At 58.2% G+C, this 26,517-nt stretch carries 31 protein-coding genes and 1 other RNA gene; 19 read left to right on the top strand and 13 right to left on the bottom strand.

The genetic code is table 11. The features are described from left to right. Positions 1 to 5 precede the first annotated feature (5 nt). The 4 genes from gpmI to BUB44_RS00235 all read left to right on the top strand — a co-directional run bounded on the left by gpmI (position 6) and on the right by BUB44_RS00235 (position 5,407). The gene (gpmI, locus tag BUB44_RS00250; protein WP_073162311.1) at positions 6 to 1,565 is read left to right on the top strand and encodes a 2,3-bisphosphoglycerate-independent phosphoglycerate mutase; all 1,560 of its coding nucleotides are present in this window, start codon (positions 6 to 8) and stop codon (positions 1,563 to 1,565) included. A gap of 73 nt (positions 1,566 to 1,638) precedes the next feature. Further along, entirely contained in the window at positions 1,639 to 2,940 is a 1,302-nt protein-coding gene (gene eno / locus BUB44_RS00245; protein WP_073162309.1) for a phosphopyruvate hydratase, read from the top strand. Between the two features lie 60 nt (positions 2,941 to 3,000). Further along, a complete protein-coding gene (gene secG, locus BUB44_RS00240) occupies positions 3,001 to 3,228 on the top strand; it encodes a preprotein translocase subunit SecG (protein ID WP_027356753.1) in 228 nt (75 codons plus the stop codon). Positions 3,229 to 3,388: 160 nt separating this feature from the next. Next, positions 3,389 to 5,407, top strand: coding sequence for a sodium-translocating pyrophosphatase (locus BUB44_RS00235; protein WP_114362024.1), 2,019 nt, complete (start codon positions 3,389 to 3,391; stop codon positions 5,405 to 5,407). A gap of 51 nt (positions 5,408 to 5,458) precedes the next feature. Here BUB44_RS00235 and BUB44_RS00230 read toward each other — a convergent pair whose 3' ends face one another. After that, positions 5,459 to 5,743, bottom strand: coding sequence for a CC/Se motif family (seleno)protein (locus tag BUB44_RS00230; RefSeq protein ID WP_264175322.1), 285 nt, complete (start codon positions 5,741 to 5,743; stop codon positions 5,459 to 5,461). Between the two features lie 47 nt (positions 5,744 to 5,790). Beyond that, a complete protein-coding gene (locus tag BUB44_RS00225; protein ID WP_027356756.1) occupies positions 5,791 to 6,075 on the bottom strand; it encodes a metal-sensitive transcriptional regulator in 285 nt (94 codons plus the stop codon). A 233-nt stretch (positions 6,076 to 6,308) separates the two neighbouring features. On the opposite strand from BUB44_RS00225, the gene BUB44_RS00220 reads away from it, so the two are divergent. Then, complete coding sequence (locus BUB44_RS00220; RefSeq protein WP_073162307.1) at positions 6,309 to 6,992, top strand: 4Fe-4S binding protein; 684 nt, start codon at positions 6,309 to 6,311, stop codon at positions 6,990 to 6,992. 76 nt (positions 6,993 to 7,068) lie between these two features. Here BUB44_RS00220 and BUB44_RS00215 read toward each other — a convergent pair whose 3' ends face one another. Both BUB44_RS00215 and BUB44_RS00210 read right to left on the bottom strand, forming a co-directional pair. Continuing rightward, positions 7,069 to 8,451 carry a radical SAM/SPASM domain-containing protein gene (locus BUB44_RS00215; RefSeq protein ID WP_073162305.1) on the bottom strand — a complete coding sequence of 461 codons (1,383 nt, stop codon included), beginning with the start codon at positions 8,449 to 8,451 and terminating at the stop codon, positions 7,069 to 7,071. Between the two features lie 193 nt (positions 8,452 to 8,644). After that, positions 8,645 to 9,337, bottom strand: coding sequence for a LexA family transcriptional regulator (locus BUB44_RS00210; protein WP_073162303.1), 693 nt, complete (start codon positions 9,335 to 9,337; stop codon positions 8,645 to 8,647). Positions 9,338 to 9,541: 204 nt separating this feature from the next. On the opposite strand from BUB44_RS00210, the gene BUB44_RS00200 reads away from it, so the two are divergent. The 14 genes from BUB44_RS00200 (at position 9,542) to BUB44_RS00130 (ending at position 18,399) form a co-directional block, all read left to right on the top strand. Further along, positions 9,542 to 9,943 (top strand): PaaI family thioesterase, encoded by a 402-nt coding sequence (locus BUB44_RS00200; RefSeq protein ID WP_073162300.1) that lies wholly within the window; start codon positions 9,542 to 9,544, stop codon positions 9,941 to 9,943. Positions 9,944 to 9,967: 24 nt separating this feature from the next. Further along, the gene (locus BUB44_RS00195) at positions 9,968 to 10,519 is read left to right on the top strand and encodes an HDIG domain-containing metalloprotein (RefSeq protein WP_073162299.1); all 552 of its coding nucleotides are present in this window, start codon (positions 9,968 to 9,970) and stop codon (positions 10,517 to 10,519) included. Between the two features lie 203 nt (positions 10,520 to 10,722). Beyond that, positions 10,723 to 11,178 carry an SsrA-binding protein SmpB gene (gene smpB, locus BUB44_RS00190; RefSeq protein WP_073162297.1) on the top strand — a complete coding sequence of 152 codons (456 nt, stop codon included), beginning with the start codon at positions 10,723 to 10,725 and terminating at the stop codon, positions 11,176 to 11,178. A gap of 10 nt (positions 11,179 to 11,188) precedes the next feature. Next, positions 11,189 to 11,541, top strand: a transfer-messenger RNA (tmRNA) gene (gene ssrA / locus BUB44_RS00185). Positions 11,542 to 11,738: 197 nt separating this feature from the next. After that, on the top strand, positions 11,739 to 12,164 hold the full coding sequence (gene paaI, locus BUB44_RS00180) for a hydroxyphenylacetyl-CoA thioesterase PaaI (protein ID WP_073162295.1): 426 nt from the start codon (positions 11,739 to 11,741) through the stop codon (positions 12,162 to 12,164). Positions 12,165 to 12,411: 247 nt separating this feature from the next. Next, a complete protein-coding gene (locus BUB44_RS00175) occupies positions 12,412 to 12,978 on the top strand; it encodes a DUF1638 domain-containing protein (RefSeq protein ID WP_073162293.1) in 567 nt (188 codons plus the stop codon). After that, the gene (locus tag BUB44_RS00170; RefSeq protein ID WP_073162291.1) at positions 12,975 to 13,586 is read left to right on the top strand and encodes an MTH865 family protein; all 612 of its coding nucleotides are present in this window, start codon (positions 12,975 to 12,977) and stop codon (positions 13,584 to 13,586) included. Before BUB44_RS00175 ends, BUB44_RS00170 begins: the two co-directional genes overlap by 4 nt. Positions 13,587 to 13,856: 270 nt before the next feature. Next, the gene (locus tag BUB44_RS15530; protein WP_207545595.1) at positions 13,857 to 14,117 is read left to right on the top strand and encodes a ribbon-helix-helix domain-containing protein; all 261 of its coding nucleotides are present in this window, start codon (positions 13,857 to 13,859) and stop codon (positions 14,115 to 14,117) included. Next, the gene (locus BUB44_RS00155) at positions 14,117 to 14,449 is read left to right on the top strand and encodes a type II toxin-antitoxin system PemK/MazF family toxin (RefSeq protein ID WP_073162285.1); all 333 of its coding nucleotides are present in this window, start codon (positions 14,117 to 14,119) and stop codon (positions 14,447 to 14,449) included. Before BUB44_RS15530 ends, BUB44_RS00155 begins: the two co-directional genes overlap by 1 nt. A 152-nt stretch (positions 14,450 to 14,601) precedes the next feature. Then, positions 14,602 to 14,835 (top strand): hypothetical protein, encoded by a 234-nt coding sequence (locus BUB44_RS00150; protein WP_027356772.1) that lies wholly within the window; start codon positions 14,602 to 14,604, stop codon positions 14,833 to 14,835. 13 nt (positions 14,836 to 14,848) lie between these two features. Then, positions 14,849 to 15,340 (top strand): 2-thiouracil desulfurase family protein, encoded by a 492-nt coding sequence (locus BUB44_RS00145; protein ID WP_073162477.1) that lies wholly within the window; start codon positions 14,849 to 14,851, stop codon positions 15,338 to 15,340. Positions 15,341 to 15,364: 24 nt separating this feature from the next. Next, the gene (gene rlmD, locus BUB44_RS00140; protein WP_073162283.1) at positions 15,365 to 16,738 is read left to right on the top strand and encodes a 23S rRNA (uracil(1939)-C(5))-methyltransferase RlmD; all 1,374 of its coding nucleotides are present in this window, start codon (positions 15,365 to 15,367) and stop codon (positions 16,736 to 16,738) included. Between the two features lie 164 nt (positions 16,739 to 16,902). Further along, on the top strand, positions 16,903 to 17,697 hold the full coding sequence (locus BUB44_RS00135; protein ID WP_083543017.1) for a thermonuclease family protein: 795 nt from the start codon (positions 16,903 to 16,905) through the stop codon (positions 17,695 to 17,697). A 75-nt stretch (positions 17,698 to 17,772) separates the two neighbouring features. Next, positions 17,773 to 18,399, top strand: a complete 627-nt coding sequence (locus tag BUB44_RS00130; protein ID WP_073162281.1) for a flavodoxin family protein — start codon at positions 17,773 to 17,775, stop codon at positions 18,397 to 18,399. Positions 18,400 to 18,578: 179 nt separating this feature from the next. Here the strand turns inward: BUB44_RS00130 and BUB44_RS00125 are convergent, their stop codons facing one another. From BUB44_RS00125 to BUB44_RS00090, 9 genes are all read right to left on the bottom strand, one after another. Beyond that, the gene (locus BUB44_RS00125; RefSeq protein WP_027356777.1) at positions 18,579 to 18,956 is read right to left on the bottom strand and encodes a hypothetical protein; all 378 of its coding nucleotides are present in this window, start codon (positions 18,954 to 18,956) and stop codon (positions 18,579 to 18,581) included. A 115-nt stretch (positions 18,957 to 19,071) separates the two neighbouring features. Continuing rightward, positions 19,072 to 19,335 carry a hypothetical protein gene (locus tag BUB44_RS00120; protein ID WP_027356778.1) on the bottom strand — a complete coding sequence of 88 codons (264 nt, stop codon included), beginning with the start codon at positions 19,333 to 19,335 and terminating at the stop codon, positions 19,072 to 19,074. Positions 19,336 to 19,441: 106 nt separating this feature from the next. Continuing rightward, a complete protein-coding gene (locus tag BUB44_RS15930; protein WP_278247923.1) occupies positions 19,442 to 19,564 on the bottom strand; it encodes a hypothetical protein in 123 nt (40 codons plus the stop codon). Then, a complete protein-coding gene (locus tag BUB44_RS00115) occupies positions 19,554 to 19,868 on the bottom strand; it encodes an autorepressor SdpR family transcription factor (protein WP_073162279.1) in 315 nt (104 codons plus the stop codon). Before BUB44_RS00115 ends, BUB44_RS15930 begins: the two co-directional genes overlap by 11 nt. A gap of 15 nt (positions 19,869 to 19,883) precedes the next feature. Further along, the gene (locus BUB44_RS00110) at positions 19,884 to 20,270 is read right to left on the bottom strand and encodes a MaoC family dehydratase (protein WP_073162277.1); all 387 of its coding nucleotides are present in this window, start codon (positions 20,268 to 20,270) and stop codon (positions 19,884 to 19,886) included. Between the two features lie 85 nt (positions 20,271 to 20,355). Then, positions 20,356 to 20,958, bottom strand: coding sequence for a TetR/AcrR family transcriptional regulator (locus BUB44_RS00105; protein WP_073162275.1), 603 nt, complete (start codon positions 20,956 to 20,958; stop codon positions 20,356 to 20,358). A 30-nt stretch (positions 20,959 to 20,988) separates the two neighbouring features. Continuing rightward, positions 20,989 to 22,743 carry an acyl-CoA dehydrogenase family protein gene (locus BUB44_RS00100; RefSeq protein WP_073162273.1) on the bottom strand — a complete coding sequence of 585 codons (1,755 nt, stop codon included), beginning with the start codon at positions 22,741 to 22,743 and terminating at the stop codon, positions 20,989 to 20,991. A 29-nt stretch (positions 22,744 to 22,772) separates the two neighbouring features. After that, the gene (locus BUB44_RS00095) at positions 22,773 to 23,948 is read right to left on the bottom strand and encodes an acetyl-CoA C-acyltransferase (RefSeq protein WP_027356783.1); all 1,176 of its coding nucleotides are present in this window, start codon (positions 23,946 to 23,948) and stop codon (positions 22,773 to 22,775) included. Positions 23,949 to 24,004: 56 nt separating this feature from the next. Beyond that, complete coding sequence (locus BUB44_RS00090; RefSeq protein WP_027356784.1) at positions 24,005 to 26,428, bottom strand: 3-hydroxyacyl-CoA dehydrogenase/enoyl-CoA hydratase family protein; 2,424 nt, start codon at positions 26,426 to 26,428, stop codon at positions 24,005 to 24,007. Positions 26,429 to 26,517 lie beyond the last annotated feature (89 nt).

The raw sequence follows: 26,517 nt of genomic DNA, 5'->3' as shown, positions 1-26,517 counted from the left end.
TTTCCATGGAAATAAAGAATATTCCCATGGTCCTGGTTATCCTGGATGGCTGGGGCCTGAGAGCTGAAGAAGAGGGAAATGCCATTGCCCGGGCCAGAACACCCCATATGGACCACTTTTGGGCCACCTACCCCCATACCACCCTGGGAACTTCGGGTGAGGATGTGGGCCTGCCCGATGGCCAGATGGGTAACTCGGAGGTAGGGCACCTCAACATCGGAGCGGGGCGTATTGTTTATCAGGAGCTGACCCGTATAACCAGGGCCATCAGGGACGGCAGCTTTTTTACCAATAAGGCCCTTGTGGCAGCGGTGGAGCACGTGCAGGCCACCGGCGGGGCGCTGCACCTGATGGGGCTGTTGTCCGACGGCGGTGTGCACAGTCATATCAGCCATCTTTTTGCCCTGCTGGAACTGGCCAGGAGGCATAATTTGTCAAAAGTTTACATACACTGTTTCCTGGACGGCCGGGACGTCCCCCCCGATAATGCCGGGGAATATATCCAGCAGCTGGAAGAAAAATGCCGGGAGCTGGGCACGGGAATCATTGCCACGGTCATGGGACGCTACTACGCCATGGACCGGGACCGCCGCTGGGACCGTACCCGGAGGGCCTATGAAGCCATGGTTCTGGGGAAGGGACTTACAGCTTCTTCCGCCATGGAGGCTCTGGAAGAGTCGTACCGGCGGGGGGAGACCGATGAGTTTGTACAGCCCACGGTAATTACCAGGGCAGGTGCCCCCGTAGCGCTGGTGGAAAGTGGTGATGCGGTGATCTTTTACAATTTCCGCCCCGACCGGGCCAGGCAGATCACCCGGGCTTTTGTGGACGAAGATTTTACCGGCTTTGAGCGTCCGGCGAACCGGCCGCAGGTGCACTTTACCTGCATGACCCTTTACGATAAGACCATTAATGCCCCGGTGGCCTTTGAGCCGCACCATCCGACCAACACCCTGGGAGAAGTTATCAGCCGTCTGGGGCTCAGGCAGCTGCGCCTGGCCGAAACGGAAAAGTACGCCCATGTAACCTTCTTCTTCAACGGGGGGGTGGAAACCCCTTACCCCGGTGAGGACCGTCTGCTGATCCCCTCACCTAAAGTGGCAACTTACGATCAGAAGCCGGAAATGAGCGCTCCGGAGGTTACCGAAGCCTTCCTGGAACAGCTGGCCAGCGGCAAATACCAGGTCATTATTATGAACTACGCCAACGCTGATATGGTGGGCCATACCGGGGATATGGACGCGGCAATTAAGGCCATCGAAACTGTGGACCGGTGTGTGGGGAAGGTGGTGAAAGCTGTTCAGGAAAAAGGGGGGACGGTGATAATTACCGCCGACCACGGCAATGCCGATGAAATGCTGGACCCCCACAGCGGGCATCCCCATACCGCTCACACTACCAGCCGGGCTCCCTTTATCCTTATCGGGGCTGATTCAGGGCGGGTAAAACTCCGTCCGGGGGGCATCCTGGCGGATATTGCCCCGACCATGCTGGACCTGATGGGAGTTCCCGTGCCTCCGGAGATGACCGGCAGTTCTCTGATTTTGGAACGCTGGGATGGATAATAATATGCGGTTGTAGGTATCTATCCACTGTGCCGTGGCCATTTTAAGGAAAATCTTGTGGGGAGGAAAAAGCATGAGTACCACCATAGTTGATGTCTATGCCAGGGAGATTCTCGATTCCCGGGGTAATCCCACCGTTGAAGTGGACGTGCTGCTGGAAGGCGGCGCCCTGGGCCGGGCGGCCGTTCCCTCCGGAGCTTCCACCGGTGCCCATGAAGCAGTGGAACTGAGGGATGGCGATCCGTCCCGCTACCTGGGTAAGGGCGTGCAAAAGGCGGTACAAAATGTAATTGAAAAAATTGCTCCTGAGATAATCGGTTTTGATGCTCTGGAGCAGGTAATGCTGGATAAAACCCTTATTGAACTGGATGGCACACCCAATAAGAGCAGGCTGGGCGCCAATGCCATCCTCGGGGTTTCCCTGGCCACGGCTAAAGCGGCGGCCCAGGCGGTGGGACTGCCCCTCTATCAATATCTCGGCGGAGTCAATGCCCGGCGGCTGCCCGTGCCGATGATGAATATTTTGAACGGCGGCAAGCACGCCGACAATAACGTGGACATCCAGGAATTCATGATCATGCCCGTAGGGGCCCCCACCTTTGCCGAGGCCCTGCGGATGGGGGCCGAGGTTTTCCATAATCTGAAGAAGGTGCTCAAGAAAAAGGGTTTGAATACCGCTGTGGGTGACGAAGGTGGTTTTGCTCCCAGCCTGGATTCCAACGAGGAGGCCTGCGCGGTAATTATAGAAGCCATCGAGGCTGCGGGTTACCGGCCCGGTGAGGACGTGGCCCTGGCCATTGATGCTGCGGCTACCGAGTTCTTCAAAGACGGCCGCTATGTGCTGGAGGGAAAAGAGTTTACGGCGGAAGGCTTAATCGATTACTATGCCGCGCTGGTGGAGCGCTATCCCATTTTCTCCATTGAGGACGGCCTGGCCGAGGATGACTGGGAGAACTGGGTAAAGCTTACCGCCCGCCTGGGCGGCAGGGTACAGCTGGTGGGGGACGACCTTTATGTGACCAATACGGAGCGGCTGAAGAAGGGTATCCAGCTGCGGGCCAGCAATTCCATCCTGATCAAGGTGAACCAGATCGGCACCCTCACCGAGACCCTGGAAGCCATTGAAATGGCCCGGCGGGCCGGGTTCACCGCGGTGGTCAGCCACCGTTCCGGGGAGACGGAAGACACCTTCATTGCCGACCTGGTGGTGGCCGCCGGTACCGGCATGATTAAGACCGGGGCGCCCTCCCGTACCGACCGGGTGGCCAAATACAACCAGCTGCTGCGCATAGAGGAAGAGCTGGGAGATACGGCCATTTACCCCGGTCGTAACGCCCTGAAAGCCTTCTCTTGCGCAAATATCACCCGTGTATAATTGTCAATTATTAATGATGTGTGCTATAATAACAGCGAATGGAAGAGGAGGTGCCAGCAGGTGCTCAAGGGCGTTTTAATAGCCATTCATGTACTCCTGTGTTTCGGTCTTATCGCCACGGTACTCCTGCAATCGGGAAGAAGTGCCGGGCTCTCCGGTGCCATTGCCGGGGGAGCGGAGGTTTTGTTTGGTAAAAAGAAAGGCCTGGATGAATTTTTGAGTAAGCTGACAACAATAATGGCTGTGCTGTTTGCCATAACGTCGCTGGTTTTGGGCTTATGGACATAAGCCCATTGTCTTATTCTGACAGGTTGCCGGCCACCGGCCAGAAAAAGTAGAAAAAGGTGGAGGAGGCGCCTGTCACGGGAAGGGGGAGGTGATCCGGGAGAGGGAGGTTGGGTATTTTTTCAGCGGTCATCTAAAAAATTAACCATGGGGGGGAATTTTCTTGGAACAGTCGTGGATGACCTATGCCGGGTTGGTGGCTGCCATTATCGGTATCCTGTTTGCAGGTTATCTGGCCTCATGGGTACTTAGTCGTCCAGCTGGTTCCCAGCGCATGCAGGAAATTTCGGCGGCCATCCAGGAAGGGGCTATGGCTTACCTCAACCGGCAGTACAAGACCATAGCCCTGGTGGGTATTGTCGTGGCCCTGATCATCCTGTTCGGTCTTAACTACTGGACAGCAATTGGCTTTATCATCGGAGCCGTTTTCTCCGGCCTTTGCGGTTATATCGGCATGTACGTGACCACCCGGGGCAATACCCGTGTGGCTGAAGCGGCCAAGTCCGGCATCAACCACGCCCTGCAGGTAGCTTTCAAGGGCGGTGCCGTGACGGGGATGATGTGCGTGAGCCTGGCCCTGCTGGGTGTTTCGGCCATGTACGTCATTTTTAGAGACCCGGTGGCCCTGGTGGGTCTGGGCTTTGGCGGTTCGCTGATCAGTGTGTTCGCCCGTCTGGGCGGCGGTATTTATACCAAGAGTGCCGACGTGGGTGCTGACCTGGTGGGTAAAGTTGAAGCCGGCATTCCCGAAGACGACCCCCGGAACCCGGCGGTTATTGCCGACAACGTGGGTGACAACGTGGGTGACTGTGCCGGTATGGCGGCTGACCTTTTTGAGACCTATGCCGTCACCGCCGTAGGGGCCATGCTTCTGGGATTCCTGCTTTTCGACAACCAGCCCCAGTATGTCATCTATCCCATGGTTTTAGGTGCTGTAGCAATCATTGCCTCCATTATCGGTACTTTCTTTGTACGGATGGGTGACCAGAGCACCAATATTATGGGTGCTCTTTACAAGGGACTCTGGGCTTCCGCCATCCTGTCCCTGATCGGCTTCTGGTTTGTGACCACGTCCGTTCTGGGCAACTCCACTTACTTCTGGCCGGCCCTTATCGGTATTGTGGTTACCGTGGCCATTGTGTATATTACCGACTACTATACGTCCAAGAGTTTCCGCCCGGTAAAATCCATCGCTGAAGCATCACAGTCCGGCCACGCTACCAACATCATCACCGGTATTTCCGTGGCCATGGAAGCCGGTGTGCTCCCGGCCCTGGTGATTGTGGCGGGTATCATTATTTCCTATCTGATTGGTGGCGGCCATGAAGGCGGCCTCTATGCCGTGGCCATTGCCTCCATGTCCATGCTCTCCATGACCGGTATTATCGTGGCCATCGACTCCTACGGACCCATTACCGACAACGCCGGTGGTATTGCCGAAATGGCCGAACTGCCGGATGAGGTCCGGAACATCACCGACCCGCTGGATGCTGTGGGTAACACCACCAAGGCGGTGACCAAGGGTTACGCCATCGGTTCCGCCGGCCTGGCAGCGATTGTTCTGTTTGCCGACTATACCCACCACCTGGCGGACTACGTTCCTGCAGAACTGCTTACCTTCTCCATCAACAACCCGTGGGTGCTGGCCGGCCTGTTCATCGGCGCTGCCCTGCCCTTCCTGTTCTCCTCCCTGGCCATTGGTGCTGTGGGCCGGGCGGCCTACGAAGTGGTCAATGAGGTGCGGAGGCAGTTCCGGGAAATTAAGGGCCTCATGGAAGGCAAGGCCAAGCCTGAGTACGGCCGCTGCGTGGATATCGTTACCCGCCGTGCGCTGAAGGAAATGATCCTGCCCGGACTGATTCCCGTCCTGGCCCCCGTCATTGTGGGCCTGATCCTGGGCCGGGATGCCCTGGGCGGGATGCTGATGGGTACCATCATCAGCGGTCTCTTCCTGGCCATCTTCCAGACCGCCGGCGGCGGTGCCTGGGACAATGCCAAGAAGTACATTGAGGAAGGTATGTACGGCGGTAAGGGCACTCCTGCCCACGCTGCAGCGGTAACGGGTGACACCGTCGGTGACCCGTTGAAAGATACTGCGGGGCCGGCCATCAACCCGATGATCAAGATCGTGAACATCGTGGCCCTGTTGATCATTCCGCTGATTGCCAATATCGCCCGTTAAAAAAGAAACACCCCTGCCTGACGGCAGGGGCTTTTTTTTCTTTTTTCCGGCTCAGCCGAGCAATCCCTGGATGGACAGGCGGCGCCATGCACCCTGCCCGGTGATGTCGATGCTGATCCCTTCCGGAGCAACCCGGGCGTTTTTGGGCAGAAACACCTTCAGGCCGTTGGCTTCGGTCCGGAGGAATCTTTCCACATCAGGAGGCTGGCCTGCATACACGGCAGGCTCCAGGGTCATGCCACCTCACCCGCCGCAGAGTTCCATAACCAGGGTGATGGTATCGGTCTGCTGCAGGATATAATCCCTGGCTTCGTCGGATACATGCACCTGAACCATGAATATCACGCTCCTGTTCTGTAGTGGCAGAAAGCAGGGTTATAACATCAGGTAAACTTGCGGAAAATCTGCATGAAATCGGCCATAATATCTTTAAGCTCCTTGCCTTCCGCCAGACCCTCCGTAAGTTCATCGGCCAGGTGGCAGGCCAGGGTGGTCATGGCCACCTGGCTGATGGCTGCCTTAATGGCCGCCAGCTGGATGACCACCTCACCGCAGCTGCGCTGCTCCTGGATCATCCTGGATACTCCCCGTACCTGGCCTTCAATGCGTTTCAGGCGGGCCAGCAGATCTCCCTGCACTTCCTGCCGGTAAATCCGGTCTTTCCCCATCTTGCGTCCCCTTTCATAGCCCTATACCCCGTATGGTATTTTAAGTTTACTATTAATTTTTTGTTTTGTCAAGGGCAGGGCAGGAAAAATACCTATTGACATTGCAAAAGAGGGGGAGTAATATTTTACATGAGATACCCCTAGGGGTATGTGTATAGACAGAGGTTGCTGCTGTCCCGCAGGGACGGCCGCATCCCCGTAATTTAACTTTAAGTTAAGAGAGGAGGAGTTCAGTGTTAAAAGAAAAGCTGAGAGAACGTAAACTAAGACAGGGTTTAACCTGGGCAGGCCTGCCCCTGGTTGCCATCCTGGGCTGGTTCTACCCCTGGCTGGGGTTCCTGCTCCTGGGGTGCATGGCCGGGGCAGTGGGGGTGGCTATCTTCCGGGGGCGTGCCTGGTGTGACTGGATGTGCCCCCGGGGTGCATTTTTCGATCTTTTTATCCGTCCCCTGTCCAGGCGGAAAGCCATACCCGCTTTTTTCCGCAGCCAGAAGGTGCGGGTATTTATGCTGTTTTTAATATTTACCATGATCGGTACCCAGTGGTACCTTGCCCGGGGTTATCTGGCGGCTATGGGACTGGCCCTGGTACGGCTGCTCACCATTACGACCCTGGTGGGAATCATTCTGGGGCTGGTTATCCATCCCCGGGTCTGGTGTCACATCTGCCCCATGGGTACGCTGGCTCACTGGCTTTCCGGGGGCAAGAATCCCCTTTTCATCAGCCGGACCTGCACCGGGTGCCGGGCCTGTGCCCGGGCGTGCCCGATGCAGCTGAAGCCCTATGAGTACCGGCTGGAAGGTCTTGTGGGGGACAACGATTGTCTGAAATGCGGTACCTGTGTGGCCGCCTGTCCCCGCCGTGCCCTGTCCTTCGATTCCGGTGAAAGCAAAAGAGAGAGCGGGCTGGTGGCCTGAACGCAGCCCGCTCTCCTTTCACCACGACCAGCAGGTTAAAGAAGGCCGGCATTGGCCGGCCTTTCGCGTTGACCTGTTAAGAGAGCTCCCGGGCTTTTTTCAACTGCTGGCGTTCTGCCCAGATCCTGTCGGCCACCCGGCCCCATTCCCGGGAGCGCTCATCCAGGTGGGCGGCAATTATGCCCTGCAGCACTGTTTCCGCCCCTTCGTGGGTGGGATGGGCGCCCGATTCCTTTACTATCTCCCTGAGGGCCCGGGGTACGTCTATAATTGGACAGGGCCGGAGCAGGTTGTCATGGAAGGGCTGGCGCTTCTGGTAAGCGGCAAACAGGGGTGAGCGCAGGACTTCCAGCAGGCTTTTTTCGTTAATGTTGTCCACGGCAAAATGAACAAAGGCACAGGGTTCCACTTCCCCGGCGGCATTGATATGGAAATAGCGACGCCCTCCGGCAATGCACCCTTCTACCAGCTCACCATCGTTCCAGAAATCCGCAATCATAATGGGTTTATGGGTGCGGATGTAGGGTATGCGCTCGGCCAGATAGGCCCTCTGTTCCGGGGTGACCATCAGGTTTATGTTGGGATTGCGGCCGATGGGGATATAATGGAATGTCCAGCCGTATAAAACCCCTTTTTCAATAAGGAAATCAATAAATTCATCGCTGGTGACTTCCATAACGTTTTCCCTGGTGATGGTGATGGAAACGCCGAATGCCGCACCCCGTTCCCTGAGCAGGTCCATGGCCCGCATAACCCTGTCAAAGGTTCCCGGACCCCGCCGGGCGTCGGTGCGTTCCCGCCACCCTTCCAGGCTGATGGCCGGGGAGAAGTTGCCCACCTCGATGATTTTATCGGCCATCTTTTCATCAATCAGCGTACCGTTGGTATAAGCCATAAAGGCCATATCGCGATGCCTGGTCATCAGGTCGAACAGGTGCGGGTAAACCAGTGGTTCGCCGCCGGAAAAAACAATCCAGTAAATGCCCAGTTCCTTGGCTTCGTTGAAAAGGCGGTCCAGCCTTTCCGGGCTTAATTTCCTGGGAGAATATTTGCCCGCCCAGCAGCCTTCACAGGCCAGGTTGCAGGCACTGGTGGGGTCCACCAGGATGAAATTGGGAATGTTCACCCCCAGCTCGGCGGACAGGCTCCTCTGGCGGGGAATGCCGAAGATCATGGCGTTCATGAACCAGTTGTACAACAGGCGGTTGCGCACGTTGGGATGGAGGTTCCTGGCCAGCCTGTGGACATATTCCCGGATAGCCGGATTTTCCCGGTAGTAAGAGGCAACAGTTTCAATCTGGTTTTTATGGCGTTCCTGAATGGCGAGAATTTTAACCAGGTTAAGCAGGCGCGGGAAATTAGCTTCCGGGTTTTTACTCACGTAACCCAGCACGTTTTGGGCAAGATGGGCGGCAAGGAAATTTTTAGCCCGTCCCATTCTGGTAGAAACCGGGGACATAACAACAACCTCCTTATCTGTTAAACTCAAATTAGATAGCAGGAAAGCTAGCCCAAGCTAGCCAAAAATATAGCCAAAGGTTTCCGGGAAAAGTCCTTATCTTTTGTTTAATTTTTACCGGCTTCTTCGCGGCTCAAACAATTACCCAAGAGACCTAATAAACCCAAAAGACCCAAAAGCATGGCAAAAAAATTTATTTTGAACTATGAAGGGCTTCTGATAAAAAGCTGGCCAGAATTCTGCATTCGTTATGGTCACACCTGGATATATGCTCTTCAAAACGGCGGATGCAGGTGAGAATTTTGTTATTAACTGCATCTTTCATGCCCCTGAGCATGGTACCAATGGCCAGCCCGGCAAAAAGGCTCAGGACCAGCTCCGGCCTGGGAGCCATTTCCAGGATGTGTTTCATGGCTGCCATTCCTCCGGCATTGATTTCGTGTATGTGGGTAATTAAAAGGGCTATGGTATAGGCGCTGAACACCACCGGCAGTTCTATACTTGCCATTTCTTCCAGGAGTTCCTCTTTTATTTTTTGTGGGTTCAGGTTCTTCATGTCGGCAACCAGGGAGAGCAACCTGCTCCTGGCAGCCGACCAGTCATCCGGAGGTACTGCCTTTGCTTCCTGCGGGGACAAAAGTTTGAGGGCCTTTTCCGTGGGCCGGAAAACAACCATTGACCGGCCGGGAGCCTTCTCGTTCCGGTCCAGGGTGTATTCCCTGTTTAAAAATTCTCCTTTTTCCAGTTCTTTGAGGATATCGTAGGCTGTCCACTTGCTGACTCCCAGTGCCTGGGCAACGGTAACATAGTGAACGGGAAGGCCGGTCTGATGAAAGAGGTTGATGATTTTGTGGAGGAATTCTTTACGCCGCCGGGTAAGGTTCATGGGATTATCACTCCTGCTCTAAATTAAAGCCCGCACCGGGAACCCAAAAAACCAAAATTATAACTAATTATAATTATACTTTCATGGCGGTAAATGTCAATGAACACGGGATAAAGAAAAGTGCTGTTTTCGTTATGGCAGATTTTTGGTAAAATATAAAATGTGTGGAGGGTCACAGTATTTGAAAGCAAGGTGACTTGAATCATGTTCCGGCGAAGTGATGGCATGTGTTTTGCGTGCAGCCCCCGGAACCCCATCGGCCTGCACCTGGAGTTTTCCCACGAAGGCGATATCTGCCGGACAACTTTTACGGCCGGGAATGAACACCAGGGGTGGGATGGTGTGCTGCACGGCGGCCTGGTTACCACACTGCTTGATGAGGCCATGGCCCAGTGGCTCTGGCATCGCGGTGTTGCAGCCATGACGGCGGAAATGCTTACCCGCTTCAGCCTCCCGGTGCCCGTGGGCGTGCCGGTAACCGTGGAGGCGTGGAAGGAGGGCTGCAGGGGGCGGCTGTGGGAGCTTTCCGCCCGTCTTATTCTCCCCGGGGGGAAGGTGGCTGCCAGGGCCACGGCCAAGTTTCTGACGGTTAAAGAAAACGGTTAAAAACAAGGAAAGGAGTCCTGAAAAGTGACGCGGAATGAAGCCTATGCACTTCTCACCAGGTATTTAAAAACGCCCAACCTGATTAAGCATTCCCTGGCCGTGGAGGCGGTCATGCGCGGGCTGGCCCGGCATTTCGGCCAGGATGAGGAGCTCTGGGGACTGGCCGGGCTGCTCCATGACATCGACTATGAATGGACGAAGGACGAGCCGGCCCGGCACAGCATGGAAGGGGCGGATCTGCTGGCCCGGGAAGGGCTGCCGGAAGAGGTTGTTTATGCCGTTCGGGTACACAATGATATTCACGGCCTGCCCCGGCAGAGCCTGATGGACAGGGCCCTTTACGCCAGCGATCCTCTCACCGGGCTCATCGTGGCCGGCGCTCTCATTAAACCGGAAAAGAAACTTTCAGCCATTGACGTCCCCTTCCTTCTCAACCGCTTCCACGAGAAGTCCTTTGCCCGGGGCGCCAGCAGGGAACAGATCAAAAGCTGCTCCGAGATGGGCCTCTCCCTGGAAGAATTTATGAAAATCGGCCTGGAGTCCATGCAGGCCATTGCCAAAGAGATGGGGTTGTAAAACCGGGCGGTCCAGCGTTTTTCCGCCGCCCGGGACACTGTATTCAGTTGAATTCATGGGAAACACTTTCCAGTGGTTGACCAGAAATTGGCACTACCCGCTTGACAAATGGCGACGTAACGTTATAATGGTACTGAGGAAAGAAAAAGGTTGCAGCCCGGCCAGTTGCGGTAGGGCTTTCTTTATCGGCTGAGGAGGTGGTCATGGTGGGAAAAGTGGTTACGGTGAACAAGAAGGCCCGCCATGACTATCACATCCTGGAAACCTACGAGGCCGGCATCGCCCTGACCGGCACGGAGGTCAAATCCCTGCGGGCGGGGCGGGCCAACCTGCAGGACAGCTTCGCCCGCGTTGAAAATGCCGAACTTTTCCTGTATAATATGCACATCAGCCCCTACGACCAGGGTAACCGCTTCAACCACGAGCCCAAGCGGACGCGCAAGCTCCTGATGCATAAGAAAGAAATCCTGCGCCTGCTGGGCAAGAGCCGGGAAAAGGGCCTGGCCCTGATCCCGCTGAAGGTGTACTTCAACGACCGGGGCAAGGCCAAGGTGGAACTGGCCCTGGCCCGCGGCAAGAAGGTGTACGACAAGCGGGAGGACATGGCCGCCCGGGACGCGAAGCGGGAAATGGAGCGGGCCCTGCGGGGGAAGATGTAATATGTGACATGGGGGCGAAAGGTTTCGACGGGGGAAGCGGTGGCAGGAGAAGCGAGCCGGGGTTCCACCAGCCCGTAAAACGGTGGAAAAACAATAACTGCCAACGAAGAATACGCTCTGGCTGCTTAATTTAGCGGCCACATCCTGCCCGGGTCCGGCCCGTGACGCGGGACAGGGTGTCGACTTAACGGGCTTGCTGCCGGGACGGTTCCCGGAGGCCCGGCGGGACACCAAAACGGGATAGCCCCTGCGGAGGCTGGCTGTGGCCGCCAAAGGGGCGAAAGCCAAAACACAGCCTGCGCTCGGAGAAACTCCTGTGGCTGTTCTTCCGGACGGTGGGTTCGAATCCCCCCGCCTCCACCACTCAAATCCACAGTTATTTTAAAGACCACTTCAATTTTTTCCTTGGTCACGATTACTTTTTCTACAAATTCCTGGGCGAGACTTTTGAAATCGTCCAGGTTTTCATTTTTTAAAAGGTGCATGATTTCCTTTGGATAACGAAAAGCAGGAATAAAGCCTGTTCCGGGGAAAATGAAATACCGGAGGGGATAGGGAAGATGGGCGATGAGCATATTTTTTTGCCCGAGGATTTAAAAGAATGGCTGTTGAACGACCCATTCCCCAGGATGCTGGGGGTGGAAATAGTGGAGCTCAAGCCCGGTTATTCCCGGGTCAGGTTGAAGGTGACGGAGCAGATGACCAACATCCACGGCATTACCCACGGGGGAGTTGTTTTCACCGTGGCCGATGTGGCCTTTGGCACCGCCAGCAACTCCCGGGGTGTGCCCGCCGTGGGTATAAATATGAACATCAGCTATTTAAAGAAAAGTGCTCCCGGGGATGAGCTGGTGGCTACGGCCAGGGAGGAAAATTTAACCCGCCATACGGGGCTGTACCGGATTACCGTGGAAAACCAGCGGGGGGAACTGGTGGCTGTGGCTTCGGGCCTGGTCTACCGGCAGAACCGGCAAAAGGAAACCTGAACCCCGGTCCGCACGATCTATTCTTCTTTGTGTTTGGGCCTGTTATTGGCCGGACTAGGAAACGGGATCAGTACAGCCGGAATAAGGGAAGCCCTGGGCCACTCACCCGGGGCTTTTACTTGTTAGGAATTACCAAATCTCGTAATTTTTCCGCGGGGTGGCGGGGCTTGTTAAACAGTTTACAGACGGTTGAGGGACATTGAGTTAAGCTTTGATCATAAAGAACAAATCTTCAGGAGGGAAAGGTATGCCCCAAAAAATTTTGTGCTGCGGCATTCTGGAAAAGGAATTGGAGTACGTCCTGCAGGGAAAAGAAGTTGAAATTCATTACCTGGAACCGGGGCTCCACGTGGACTTTGACAAACTGGGAAAAGCCCTTGTGCAGGCCCTGGACGGCATGAACGAAGACAGTGTCGCCGTGGTATTTGGCCTCCAGTGCCACCCGGAAATGGAGCGGATGGTGACCAGGAGGGGCGGGCGGGTCATCCGGGCCAAAAACTGCATTGAGATGCTGCTGGGAGAACGGCTGGCCGAGCTGGATGCCGGGGGCCGTAACTTTTACCTGACCGCCGGCTGGCTGGAGAACTGGCGCAGGATATTCATAGAAGGTTTGAAATGGGACGAGATTGACGCCCGGCAGAATTTCGGTTATTATGACCGTATGCTGCTGCTGGACACCGGGATCACCCCTGTTGACGACGAGAAAATCCTGGAGTTCTTTGATTATACCCGGGTGCCCGTTGAAATACTGCCCATAGATTTGGAACATTTTCGCAGGGAAGTGGAAAAGCTTCTGGAAGAAGGGAAATCATGAAAAAGATACGCTGCATGAAGGAACTGGAAATATTTTCAGCCCTGGACTTTGCCGAGCGGGAAAGAATCGGCGCGCTGGCCCGCAAGAGGGTTTATCGCAAGAACGAGTTTATCTTCAGGGAAGGGGAGCCCGCCGACACGATCTACCTTATAAAATACGGCCGGGTGAAACTGTTTAAGGTATCCAGTGAGGGCAGGGAGATCATCCTGGACATCCTCAAAGAGGACGACATGTTCGGTGAAAACACCTTCTTCGAGGATACCGTGCATACCATGAGCGCCCAGGCAATGGAGGACACCTTCGTGTGCTCCTGCAGCAGGGAGGATTTTGCCGTTTTACTTAAAAACCCTCAGATTTCTTTAAAGATTATTCAACTGCTTGGGAAAAAGCTGAACGATTACACCGACCAGGTGGCCAACATGGCCTTTCCCATCCACACCCCTGAGGAGTTGCTGGCGGCGTTTCCCCAGGGAGCCGAAACCACATGCCAGGCTGGCGGCTTAAAGATGACCGCCGGTGAGGCCGGCAAACTGTTGAAAGCAGGTGATTTTCCCTTCAAGTCCGCTGAAGAAGTGGCTGAAACCATAGTTGACCGGGCCGGGCTTTAACTATCCTGCCGGGAAGTCCCCCCATAAGGGAGGGGATGAAAGGCGATCCTATTTTCAAAATTTTTATGGTGGGGAAGCCACCCGCGGCTGGTGCGGCCGGACACTGATTTCCAGGGCCGTCCCGATTTGCGGGTGGCTGGGCTTTTTTGATCATTTCCGCCTGGCGCCGCCAGTTGGGGGTGATGTCCTCAATTTTCCGGGCCGTATTGTATCATACTTTATTGTATGCTATAATGTATGCAGCAATGTCTGACATTTGGGGTGATAACTATGGAGCATGTTCGCACGACGATTCGCATGCCCACCAGTCTTCTGAAATCCATTGAGGAGGTACGCAACCCTGAAGAATTTCCGACTTTGAGCGACTTCGTGCGGGGTGCGGTAGAGCGGTATGTCAAGGAGCTAAAACGGAAGAAGCTTGCGGAAGAGTGTCGCCGGTTGGCGGAAGAAGAAAATCTCGCGGCCTGGGCGGAAGCAGACTTTTCGGAACATATAGAAAGAATGGCCCGGGCCGAAAGGGGTGAGCTCTGATGCCTGCCGAAATTCCCCGTCCAGGAGATATTTATAGAGTTAGTCTGGAAGGAACGGGCCATATTCTGCGGGGGTCTCACTATGCAGTGGTGGTATCCGATGAACCATTTAACTATCTTTCTACCGTTGTAATCGTTCCCCTTTCTACAGGAGCCAGGCCCGCCTCTTTTCGACCGGAATTAACCTTTCACGGCAAAGTTACCCGCGCACTCCCTGACCAGATACGCGCTGTTGACAAGCGTCGTTTAAAAGACTTTCAAGGCAATGTAGCCAGTACTTCTTTTTTTATGGCCCTGCAGGCCTCCCTTCAGGATCTTCTGGCATTAAATTAAACGTGCAGGATGGTCAGGAGAAAGCTTATGCTCGTTTAACAGGCGCTGGGGCGTGCCGGGGGTCATATATAGCTGCATACTGGCCGTGCGCAGCATTGTGCTTTTAAGGGGAGAGGGAGAAGGGATATGCGGGGGCCGGGCGTACTTTCTGGATGCCCAGGGCCTTTTCCAGAGCGGTCCGGTTACGCCGGGAATGGATAAAAGCCTGCGGGAACAAGGTCAGCCGGAAAAAGTATGCAGGATCCGTGTCCGGGGTGAAATTTTCGCCGGGAAGCGGTGCCAGCCTGGTTGTGGACGGTGGCATGACCCGGAATATCGATGCCGGTATCTGCGCAATGGATTTGTTGTGTTTCTGCATTTTTGCCGGAAATAACAGGGGGGAATGAATGAGTGAAGTATATGGTAAGCGCATGCCTGGCCGGGCATTCCTGTTCCTACGATGGGTTGCCCCGGACCTGTGCGGTGGTGGAAAGGCTGGTCAGGGAAGGCCGGGCAGTACCGGTATGCCCGGAGTGCCTGGGCGGGTTGCCCGTACCGCGCCCGGCGTCGGAAATACAGGGCGGTACGGGAGTGGACGTGCTGGAGGGGCGGGCGCGGGTGGTCAATTGCAAGGGGGAGGATGTTACCGGGGCTTTTATCCGGGGAGCCCGGGCTGTACTGGAGATCGCCAGGAACCACGGCATACGGGCTGCCATTCTTAAGGCCCGGAGCCCTTCCTGCGGGTACGGCCGGATTTACGACGGGTCGTTTAGCGGGAAAGTCAAAACAGGTCATGGCGTGACGGCGGCATTGCTGGTGGAATCGGGTTTTCAAATATTTACAGAGGAAGATGTGGAAAAGGAATGGCCGGCGCACGGGGCGGGCTGGCCGGGAGAAAATGTAATCGTATGACTAAATTTTGCCTGGAGGATAACCATGCCTGGTGTACAGCCCGGAGAGCAAGTCGTACTTGAGGTGGAAGACCTCAGCCACAGCGGCGAAGGGGTGGGCCGCTGGCAGGGGCGGGTGGTGTTCGTACCCCTGGCCGTACCCGGCGACAGGGTGCGGGTTACGGTGGTGGAGGTAAAGAAAAATTACCTGCGGGCAAGGCTGGAAGAAGTGATAGACCCTGGCCCTTCGCGCTGCCGCCCGGAATGCCCTTCTTTCGGCAGCTGCGGCGGCTGCCATATTCAGCACCTGCCTTATGAGTGCCAGCTTCAGTACAAAACCGGGCGGGTGCGGAACAGCCTGGAACGCATCGGCAGGCTGGGCGGGATAAGGGTTCTACCCGCCCTGGGTATGAACCACCCCTGGCACTACCGGAACAAGGTGCGGTTCCATGTAATGCTCCGGGAAGGAAGGCCGGCCCTGGGCCTTTATGCTCCCGACTCCCACACGCCCGGGTACTGGGTGGGTGATGGGACCCGGTGCCGTATTCTGGACCGGGAGCTGAACGAACTGGCGCTGATCATTGATCATCTGCTGGGCCAGTACCGGGACGAGCTTCTACAAGGTCCGGCTCCTCTGATTTCTCACGTTACCCTGCGCAGGGCCGTGGCCACGGGGGAAACCATGGTGGTGCTGGCCGCCGGCGGCGGACGCCCGCGTCTCGGGAAGCTGGCTGCGGAGCTGGCCGGCACCGGCCGGGTAACGACGGTCGTCCAGCAAACGGCCGTCCTCCCGGGCAGGGAGCCTGACGATGGACGGACAAGGACCCTTTACGGCAGGGGATACATCACCGACCGCCTGGGCGACCTCGTCTTCCGGATTTCCGCCGCTTCCTTCTACCAGGTCAACCCGGTGCAGACACGGGTCCTGTACGAAAAGGTGGGGGAATATGCCGGCCTTACCGGGCGGGAGCGGGTGGTGGACGCCTACTGCGGCGTGGGCACCATTGCTCTTTTCCTGGCCCGGCAGGCCCGGGAGGTGCTGGGTATGGAGCTGTCTTCCCGGGCCGTGGCCGATGCCCGGCAGAATGCCCGGCTCAACGGCCTGGGCAACGCATCCTTTCTCCAGGGAGCGGTGGAAAAACTCCTTCCCCGCCTTTTCCGCCGGGACGGCGGACCCGATGTGCTGGTGCTGGATCCGCCCCGGCGGGGCTGTCACCGCTCTGTCCTGGAAACCCTGGCCCGCTGCCCGGTGCCGCGGGTGGTTTACGTATCCTGCGACCCGGGGACCCTGGCCCGGGATCTGGGCCTGCTGGCCGGGTATGGCTACCGGGTGGTGGAAGTGCAGCCGGTGGATATGTTCCCCCAGACCTGCCACGTGGAGTGCGTCAGCCTCCTGGAGCGGCCGGCATCCTCCGGGTAATTATCATGAAGGGGCTTTTATTTCCGGCTGGCTGCCGGGTTTTCCCTCACCGGGGAAGCAGGCGGGAAAGCGGCGAACTCTGGACTGTTCCTGCTTTTCCCGGTGGGTACCGGCCCGCGTACTTTTTTCCTTATGGCAGGAGATTATCAGGAGGGGCTTTGAAGATGATATCTACAGCTGGACAGGCAGTAAAATATAAAGTAGCTGTAAAAGCAGCTGTATTTTTGCTTATAGCCCTGATGGTGCTGGCGGCCGGCTGTTCCGGTGCCGTCCCGGATACGGGCGGTGAGGTTGCAAAGCCGCCGGTCCGCAGCCAGGAGCCTTCCCCCGCCGGGCAGGGCCGGGGAGGGGAAACTGCCGGCCTTTTGCCCGCCACCGTAAGCCGGGTGGTGGACGGGGATACTGTGGTGGTGCGCCTTGAGAACGGCAGGAGCGAAACGGTGCGCCTGATCGGCGTGAATACTCCCGAGTCAACTAAAGAGGTGGAACCGTACGGTAGGGAGGCATCGGCCTATACCACGAGCCGTCTGCAGGGGAAGCGCGTCTGGCTGGAAAAAGATGTGCAGGAAAGGGACCACTACGGGCGCCTTCTGGCCTATGTCTGGCTTGACCCTCCCGGCGGGAGCGGGCCGGGGGAAAGCGAAGCCCGCAGCCGCATGTTCAACGCCGAGCTGCTGCTCAAGGGATACGCCCAGGTAATGACCGTCCCGCCCAATGTGAAATATGCGGAACTGTTTGCCCGCCTGCAGCGGGAAGCCCGGGAAGAGGAGCGGGGCCTGTGGGGCCTGGAGGTGCAGGACAAAGAGCCCTATTACCTGGGCAACGCCCGCAGCAGGAAATTCCACCGCCCGGACTGCCAGTACGGGCGCCAGATTGCTCCGGACAACCGGGTGAAATTTGCCACCCGGGACGAGGCCCTGGATGCGGGATACGAGCCCTGCAACAGCTGCAAGCCCTGATTGGTGTGGCAGGAGTCAAGGCCTGCCGGGTCGAAGGTATTAATTACAAAAATATTTGAAAAAGGGGGATTTGGGGTGAAGATCCTGGCCATTAACGGCAGCCACCGCAAAGGCAAGAATACGGCCATCATGCTGCAGGCTGTCCTGGACGAAGCCGCCAGGGCCGGCGCGGAAACGGAGCTGGTGGAGCTGGTTGATTATAACATCAAGCCCTGCCTGGCCTGCAACCGCTGCCTGGGCAAAACGGAATGCTCCATCAAGGATGACGACATGGGCCTGCTGGCCGAAAAAATGCTGGCGGCCGACGGCATTGTACTCGGTTCCCCGGTGTACTGGGCCAATGTTACCGGCCTGATGAAGAATTTTATCGACCGCACCCGCTGGATGCACATGGCCCGGAACCTGCTTCACGGCAAGGTGGGAGGGGCGGTCACCCACGCCGGCCTGCGCAACGGCGGGCAGGAGCACGCCCAGGCCATTATGGAGCGCTTCCTGGTGGCCCAGGGCCTGATCCTGGTGGATACCCGCGACCAGGAAAGCGGCATCTGCAACAGCGGGGCCATGGGGACCATGTTTGACCGCCTGGAGGAAGGCAGGATTTGCTGGAAGCGGGGTGTGCATGAGGACCTGCTGGCCCTGGAGGAATGCCGCCGCCTGGGGCGCAATATGGTGGAGATGATTAAACGGCTCGGCAGAGCCTGATATACGGGAGGGTCACGCCAGCCCCGGCTGGCGTGAAGAAAAAAGGCGCCTTTAAAGCCCGGTGTGGGCGGCCTGCCTTTGGCCCGGCGGGAGCCGGGTGCAGGCTGCACAAAGGTAGAGCGGGAGGAATAGCTTTATCATCCCTCCCGCTCCATTGTCTTCATCCATGGTCTTCATCCTTAACATTGTTCCTGCTTGGCAAAAACTTTCCCGCAGCGGCAGCCGTAGGTAACCAGGTGGTAATTCCGGCGTTCCTGGACGCTTAATATGCGCACCCTGCTGGTAAGACCGTAAAGCTTTTCACCGCACTGGGGGCAGACCGTGCCCTCGACACAGTTGCGTGCCCGCACCACCGAATAACCGGGCATGCGGGTGGCTTCCACCACGTAATCGGGAAAGGAAAACCTGGAAATGCGGTAGCGGTCCAGCACCGCCCGGATGGTCTTCAGCATGGTGTCCCGGGCTTTCCCGGTCTGGCTGGTGAGGAAGACGTGGATGGCGGTCTGGATCACCTGCTGGTCTTCCGCGCTGGGGAAAGGGTAAACTTTTGCCGGCATGTTGCATACACCTGCGCTTTTCTTGCTTTTTTTCAGGTCTGGCCGGGTTTGTCCACTTCCGGCTCAAAAAAGTTGCGCTGCCCTGAAGCCCTCCCTACCGGATATTATTTCCCTTTTAAAGCCCGCAGATAACTTTTTCAGCGCCGGGGCCGGCGTGACGGGCTTTTTCCAGCACCTGCCGTACTGCTTCAATGTGCCGGCAGCGGTAGTTCGGGTCCAGCCGGGAGCGAAAGCGAAAGGAGCAGCAGGTACAGCTGTCGGGTGTGGTGGTCAGCTCGATCCGGCAGTCCACTTCCACCACGTGGGCCACCTGCGGGGAAATGAAATAGACCACCATTTCGTTAACCAGGAAGGGAGTTTTAACTATGTCTGCGGCCATGGGCATTTCTCCTTCTGTCGTCAACTGATGTCATGCTGGCGCCAACAATCTCTAAGTTTTAATATTGGCTGTCCGGGAGGTTATTCCTGCCACAAATTTAAGCGATTTAAATATTATGCTGTAGAAATATGTTTGTAGAAAAATGTTGGGGCAGGAAGGCGGCCAGCACAAACAGCGCCGGCCAGTCGCCCAGCAGCATCCGGCGGTCGACACGGTAATTATTTCTCACAGTGCATTTCCCCTTCTATGTTACTGCGGTTCCGCCCGGGGAGGCTGTTCACTATCTCTTGCAGCCAGCCGGTTGCATCCTGAAAGACGGTGGTATTCAGGGAATAGACGACAAACTGACCCATTTTTTTGTCCGTAACCAGCCCCGCTTCTTTAAGTATGTTCAGGTGGTGGGAGATGGTGGGCCGGGTAAGGGAAAAGGCGCGGGCAATCTCGCCGGCTGTCATGTCCCTGCGGGCCAGGAGGCGGAGGATTTCCCGCCGGGTGTCGTCCCCCAGCGCCTTGAAGACCATGGTCAACCCCATGGGATCACGCCTTCCTCACCAAATTAATTCACGAATGATCCCGCGGCTGCGGCCAACCAGCACTTCCCTGCCATCCTGGTTGCGGCAGACCGCTTCCATGGCCACCCCGGTATAACCTTCCCCGGGAGTAACTTCGGTTATCTTTACCTCGCAGCGGACCGTGTCCCCGGCATATACCGGGTGCAGGAATTCCATGGACATTTCCCTGGCGATATAGTTGAGGTCGCCCCCAATCTTGGTCGGCACAGAGGCGGTCAACAGCCCGTGCACCATCAGGCGACCCCGGGCGTCCCGCTGCATGTGGTGCCTTCCCCGGTCACCCGAGAGTCCGGCGAAGGCAAGGACCTCTTCTTCGGTAAATGTCCTTTCCCACGAAAATACGTCCCCCGCTTTCGGGTTCATGCCGGTTTCCTCCTCCCATAAGATCAGTTAGGGTGTAACCGGGAAATAAGGGCCTGCCGGCATGAGCAGGCCCTTATTTCGCCTTTTAAGATGATCCGTTATCCTTTGCCGCCAGGGCCCGGAAGAGCAGCCGGTAGACTTCAGGAGCCAGGGCCACCAGGCTGTAGTGGCGGTGGGACATCACCCAGCAGGTGGCCACCTCGTCCATGGTTCCAAAGATCATCTGCCGGGCCAGGCGCACATCCAGGTCGGGCCGGAACTCCCCGGTTTCCATGCCGCGGGAAACAATCCCTTCGATGAGGCGGGAGTAGGCCCGCAGGGGTTCGGTTATGCCCTGGCGGATGACCGGGTCCGACTGCCGCAGTTGTATTTGCATTACCGTGGCCAGGTGGCGGTTGGCCTCCAGCCTGGTGAAGTGCAGCCGGATCAGGCGGGCCAGCTGCTCTTTCGCCCCGGTGCAGCCTTCCAGCTCCTTCTTTGCCGCCGCGATAAACTCGCCCATCTTCACACGGAACAGGGAGATGAGCACGTCTTCCTTGTTGCGGAAGTAAAGGTAGATGGTGCCGTCGGCAACCCCTGCCTCCCGGGCAATTTTGGAAACCTGGGCGTTGTGGTAGCCGTTTTCGGCAATTACCTTTACCGCCGCTTCAATAATGGCCCTGTACTTGTCGCCGCTTCTCCTGGCCACGTGCAAACTCCTTTCCCGCAACTGGGAATATTATACCACATATTTTTCCGCTTCCAGCACCCGTCCGGCAATTTCCCGGCGCAGGCCGATCAGGTCGGCCGGCTGGTGCTTGCACATCCGCTTGACAATGGATAGCTGGGTCTGCCGCATATCCCCTTCAAAGAGGAAGCACATGGCTTCCCGGGCCCATTTTTCCAGCAGGGGGAAGGAATCGTAGACATAGACACGGGCCAGGTTGAGCTTCGTTTCCGCGCCTGCGGGGTCGGCTTCCCAGGCTTTCAGGGCCCGCAGGATGGCGCTTTCCATGGCGTAGATCTGGATGGCCAGGTCGGCCAGGATAGCAACGATTTCCTGCTCGTTGGCCAGCTTATCCATGTATTTTTCCACCGCCTGGCCGCCCACCAGCAGGAACAGCTTTTTGGCCATGGCCACCATGGCCCGCTCGGCGGCCAGCGGTTTCCCGTCATCCTCCGGTACGGCGGCCCGCAGGTTGAGTATTTCCCCGGCCAGGGCTCTGGCTGCCGGCAGCAGGGCCAGCCTGCCCTTCACGGCCCGGCGGAGCAGGGTGGCCGGGATGATCAGCCGGTTGATCTCGTTGGTACCCTCGAAGATGCGGTTGATCCGGGAATCCCGGTAGAAGCGCTCGGCGGGGTAATCCTGGATGTAGCCGTAGCCGCCGTAAATCTGCACCATCTCGTCCACCACATAGTCCAGCACTTCCGAGGCCAGCACCTTGGCAATGGAGCATTCAATGGCGTACTCCTCGATGGCGGCGGCCACTTCAGCTCCGCTGGACTTGCCGGCCAGGGATTCTTCGATCATGCCGGTGATGCGGTAGACCACGCTCTCGGCGGCGTATGTTTTAGCGGCCATCTGGGCCAGCTTGTGCCGGATCATGCCGAACCTGGCAATGGGCTGCCCGAACTGCTCCCGCTGCAGGGCGTATTTGGCGGCCAGCTCTATGGCCAGCTTGGCCGAACCGGTGCAGCCCGCGCCCAGCTTCAGGCGGCCGATGTTGAGGATGTTGAAGGCAATCACGTGCCCCCTGCCGATTTCTCCCAGCAGGTTTTCCACCGGCACCCGGGCGTCCTCAAAAATGAGGCTGCGGGTGGAGGAACCCTTGATGCCCATCTTTTTCTCTTCCGCGCCCTGGCTGAAGCCGGGGGTGTCCCGGTCCACGATGAAGGCGGTGAATTTATCCCCGTCCACCTTGGCGTAGGTCACGTAAACGTCGGCAATGCCGCCGTTGGTGATGAACATTTTTTCCCCGTTTAACAGGTAATATTTCCCGTCCGGGGACAGCACCGCCCTGGTGCGGGCGGAAAGGGCGTCGGAGCCGGCGTTGGGCTCGGTGAGGGCGTAGGCGGCAATTTTTTCCCCGGTGGCCAGCTGGGGAAGGTAGCGCTTTTTCTGCTCCTCGTTGCCGAAGAAAACAATGGGCAGGGAACCGATGCCCGTGTGGGCGCCGTGGGCCAGGGCGAAGGAGCCGCCGGCCACAATGTTTTCGGTGATGATGATGGAGGCGATTTTGCCCAGGTCGGAGCCGCCGTATTCCTCGGGTATGTCGGCGGAGAGGAGGCCCAGCTCCCCCGCCTTGAGCAGCAGTTCCCGCATCAGCCCTTCCGGCTGGTGCTCCAGCTCTTCCGCCCGGGGGGCCAGCTCGTTGGCCGCAAAATCGGCCACCGTGTCCCGGATCATGCGGTGCTCGTCGGTCAGGTCCTCCGGGGTGAATACATCCTGCGGGTTGGCATTTTCCAGTAAAAAGGCGCCGCCCTTTTGCAGCATGAGAATACCTCCTTAAAAGAATATTCCGGTTATACCCTTTCAAATACTCCCGCTGCGCCCATACCTCCACCGATGCACATGCTCACCACGCCGTAACGGGCCTGCCGGCGCTGCATCTCGTAGAGGAGGGTGGCGGTCAGCTTGGCCCCGGTGCAGCCCAGGGGGTGGCCCAGGGCGATGGCCCCGCCGTTGACGTTGATCCTGGACGGATCCAGTTCCAGTATTCTGATGCAGGCCAGGGCCTGGGAGGCAAAGGCCTCGTTCAGCTCGAAGAGGTCGATCTGGTCTTTGGTCAGCCCGGCCAGCTTGAGCGCCTTGGGGATGGCCACGGTAGGGCCGATACCCATGATTTCCGGCGGGCAGCCGCCCACGGCGTAGGAGCGGAAGACGGCCAGGGGCTTTAACCCCAGGGAAGCGGCCTTGCGCCCGCTCATCACCACTACACAGGCTGCCCCGTCGCTGGTCTGGGAGGAGTTGCCCGCCGTAACCGTTCCCCCTATCTTGAAAGCGGGCTTCAGGCGGGCCAGGGCTTCCAGGCTGGTGTCGGGCCGGACTCCCTCGTCGGTATCGAAGATAAAGCTGCGCTCCACCAGCTTCCCGTCCTGGCGGATCCTTTCGGTGACCGTCAGGGGGACGATTTCATCTTTGAACCGCCCCTCTTTGATGGCGGCGAGGGCCTTCTGGTGGCTGGCCAGGGCAAAGGCATCCTGGTCTTCCCGGCTGATGTTGAAGCGCTCGGCCACGTTTTCCGCGGTGTAGCCCATGCCCATGTAGGCCTCGGGTATCATCTCCATGAGGCCCGGGTCGGGCATGGTTTTATTGCCGCCCATGGGCACCAGGCTCATGCTCTCCACGCCCCCGGCCACGTAAACTTCGGCGAAGCCGGCCATGATCCGGGTGGCGGCGATGGCGATGGCTTCCAGCCCGGAGGAGCAGTAGCGGTTTACGGTCACCCCCGGGACGCTGTTGGGCAGCCCGGCCTTCAGGATGACATTGCGGGTTATGTTCATGCCCTGCTCGGCTTCGGGAAAGGCGCAGCCGAAAATCACGTCGTCAATTTCCGCGGGGTCCAGCCCGGGCACCCGGGCCAGGGCTTCTTTGAGCACCGCTACGGCCATATCCTCGGGGCGGGTCTTCCTCAGCTTGCCCCGGGGGGCCTTGCCCACCGCCGTGCGCACGGCGCTGACAATTACGGCTTCCTGCATTTCCGAGATCCCTCCATTCTTAATGCGTGTTCTCTACCGGCCTGCAGCCGTCCTGTTTAGTTCCGCAGCGGCTTGTTGGTGGCCAGCATATGGCGGATCCGCTCGATGGTTTTGGGTTCGCCCAGGAGGCTCAGGAAGGCTTCCCTTTCCAGGTCCAGGAGATCCTGTTCGGTGATCGGGGTGCCGGGGGTTACGCCGCCGCCGGTGAGGACGTAGGCAATCTTCCTGGCGATCCTGGCGTCGTGCTCGGTGATCTGATTGGCCCAGCGCATGGTTTCCACGGCCAGCTGCAGGGCGGCGTAGCCGGAGGTGCCCGCAGCCGGGATGGTGGCCGGGCGGGGCGGGCGGAATTCCCGGCGGGCCATTTCCAGCACCAGTTCTTTGGCCTCGCCGATGACCCGGTCCCGGTTGGCGGTGATGCGGTCGGTGGGCCGCATGTAGCCCAGTTTGATGGCCTCCGGCCCGCTGGTGGACACCCGGGCCATGGCGATGGTTTCAAAAGCCCGGTTGATCAGGGGCTGGACCGTGTTGACGCCTCCCACCTTGATCCTGGTCTCGGGGGTCTGCAGTTCCATGGCCCGCAGGACCATTTCCTTGCAGCCGCCGCCGGCCGGCAGGAGGCCCACTCCCACCTCCACCAGGCCCATGTAGGTTTCCGCGTGGGCGTTGACCCGGTGGCTGTGCAGGCAGACTTCGCAGCCGCCGCCCACCGCCATACCGTGGGGCGCGGCCACCACCGGACGGGAGCAGAACTTCAGCTTCATATTGGCCCGCTGGAACTCCCGGATCATCAGGTCCAGCTCGTCCCACTCCTCGTCTTCCGCCTCCATCAGGATGAGCATCAGGTTGGCTCCCACGGAGAAGTGGCGCCCGTAGTTGCCGATGACCAGTCCCTCGTAGTTCTGCTCCACTTCCTTTACGGCATAATCAATCATCTGCACGATATCGGCCCCGATGGCGTTGGCCCGGGAGTGGAACTCCAGGCAGAGCACGCCGTCGCCGATATCGATGAGGCTGGCCCCGGGGTTGGATTTAATTACCCGGTTCTGCTCCTTCAAGGGGGCGAGGAAGATGACCCCTTCCGGGATCTGCTCCTGCCGGCTTTCCCTGGTCTGCCAGTCGAAGATGTAGCGCTTGCCTTCCCTTTTCTCGTAGAAGGAGGTCCGGCCGGAGGCCAGCAGTTCTTCCACCACGGGCGGCAGGGCTTTCCCCCCGGCGCGCAGCCTTTCCGCCATGCGCGGCACGCCGATGGCGTCCCACAGCTCGAAGGGGCCCAGGTCCCAGTTGAAGCCCCACTTCATGGCCTCGTCCACGGACTGGATGTCGCCGGCAATTTCGGGCAGCTTTTCAGCCGCGTAAACCAGCACCTCGCTGGTAATGCGCCAGGCAAACTGCGCCCCCTTGTCCTTGCCGAAAAGCAGTGCCCGGAACTGCTCACCGGGGCTGCCGGCGGCTTTGGCCATCTCCAGGGAGGGGAACTGCACCTTCTGCCGGGGGCGGTACTCCAGGGTTTTGTAGTCCAGGACCTGAATTTCGGTTCCGGCGGGACCCTTCACCTTCCTGTAAAATCCCTGGCCGGCTTTATCTCCCAGCCAGCCCCTGGCAATCATTTCCTTCAGGAAATCCGGGAGGGCGAAGCATTCCTTTTCTGCCGGGTCGTCCACGGATGCGTACATGTTCTGAGCCACGTGGGCCAGCACGTCCAGCCCCACCATGTCCAGGGTGCGGAAGGAAGCGCTTTTCGGCCGCAGCATGGCCCGGCCGGTGAGGGCGTCCACCTCCTCCACCGTAAGGCCGGTGTCCAGCATGGCCCGGATGGTGGCGCACATGCCGTAGACGCCTATGCGGTTGGCAATGAAGTTGGGGGTATCCTTGCAGATGACCACGCCCTTGCCCAGCACCCGCTCGCCGAAGTCCTTCATGAAAGCTACCACTTCCGGCAGGGTGTCCCGGCCCGGGATGATCTCTAACAGGCGCATGTAGCGGGGGGGGTTGAAGAAGTGGGTGCCCAGGAAATGCTGCCTGAATTCCAGTTCGCGGCCCTCCACCATTTTGTTGATGGAAAGGCCGGAAGTGTTGGAGCTGACGATGGTTCCCGGCCGGCGGTATTTCTCCACCCGGGCCAGGAGGTCCTGCTTGATGTCCAGCCGCTCCACCACCGCCTCGATGATCCAGTCCACCTCTGCCAGCCTGTCCAGGTGGTCCTCCAGGTTGCCAGGGGTGATCAGCTCCGCGTTTTCCGGCAGGTAGAGGGGGGCCGGTCTGGCCTTGAGGAGCTGTTCAATGGCCTTTGTGGCCAGGCGGTTGCGCACCCGGGGGTGCTCCAGGGTCAGGCCCTGTTTGGCCTCCTCGGGGGTGAGTTCCCGGGGTACGATGTCGAGCAGGTAGGTGGGGATGCCCGCGTTGGCCAGGTGCCCGGCTATGGCCGCGCCCATTACGCCGGCACCCAGCACGGCCGCTTTCTTGATCCTGCGCCGCATAACCTTTCCTCCTTTTTAGGAATGAATGAACATTCAGTCAATTAAAGAATATTCCATTTTTTCTTACCGGTCAAGGGGTAAAGTAAAAA

Source organism: Desulfofundulus australicus DSM 11792 (assembly GCF_900129285.1).
Lineage (GTDB): Bacteria > Bacillota > Desulfotomaculia > Desulfotomaculales > Desulfovirgulaceae > Desulfofundulus > Desulfofundulus australicus.
Note: the sequence above shows the minus strand (reverse complement) of the source record. Positions and strands in the feature narration are given on the sequence as shown.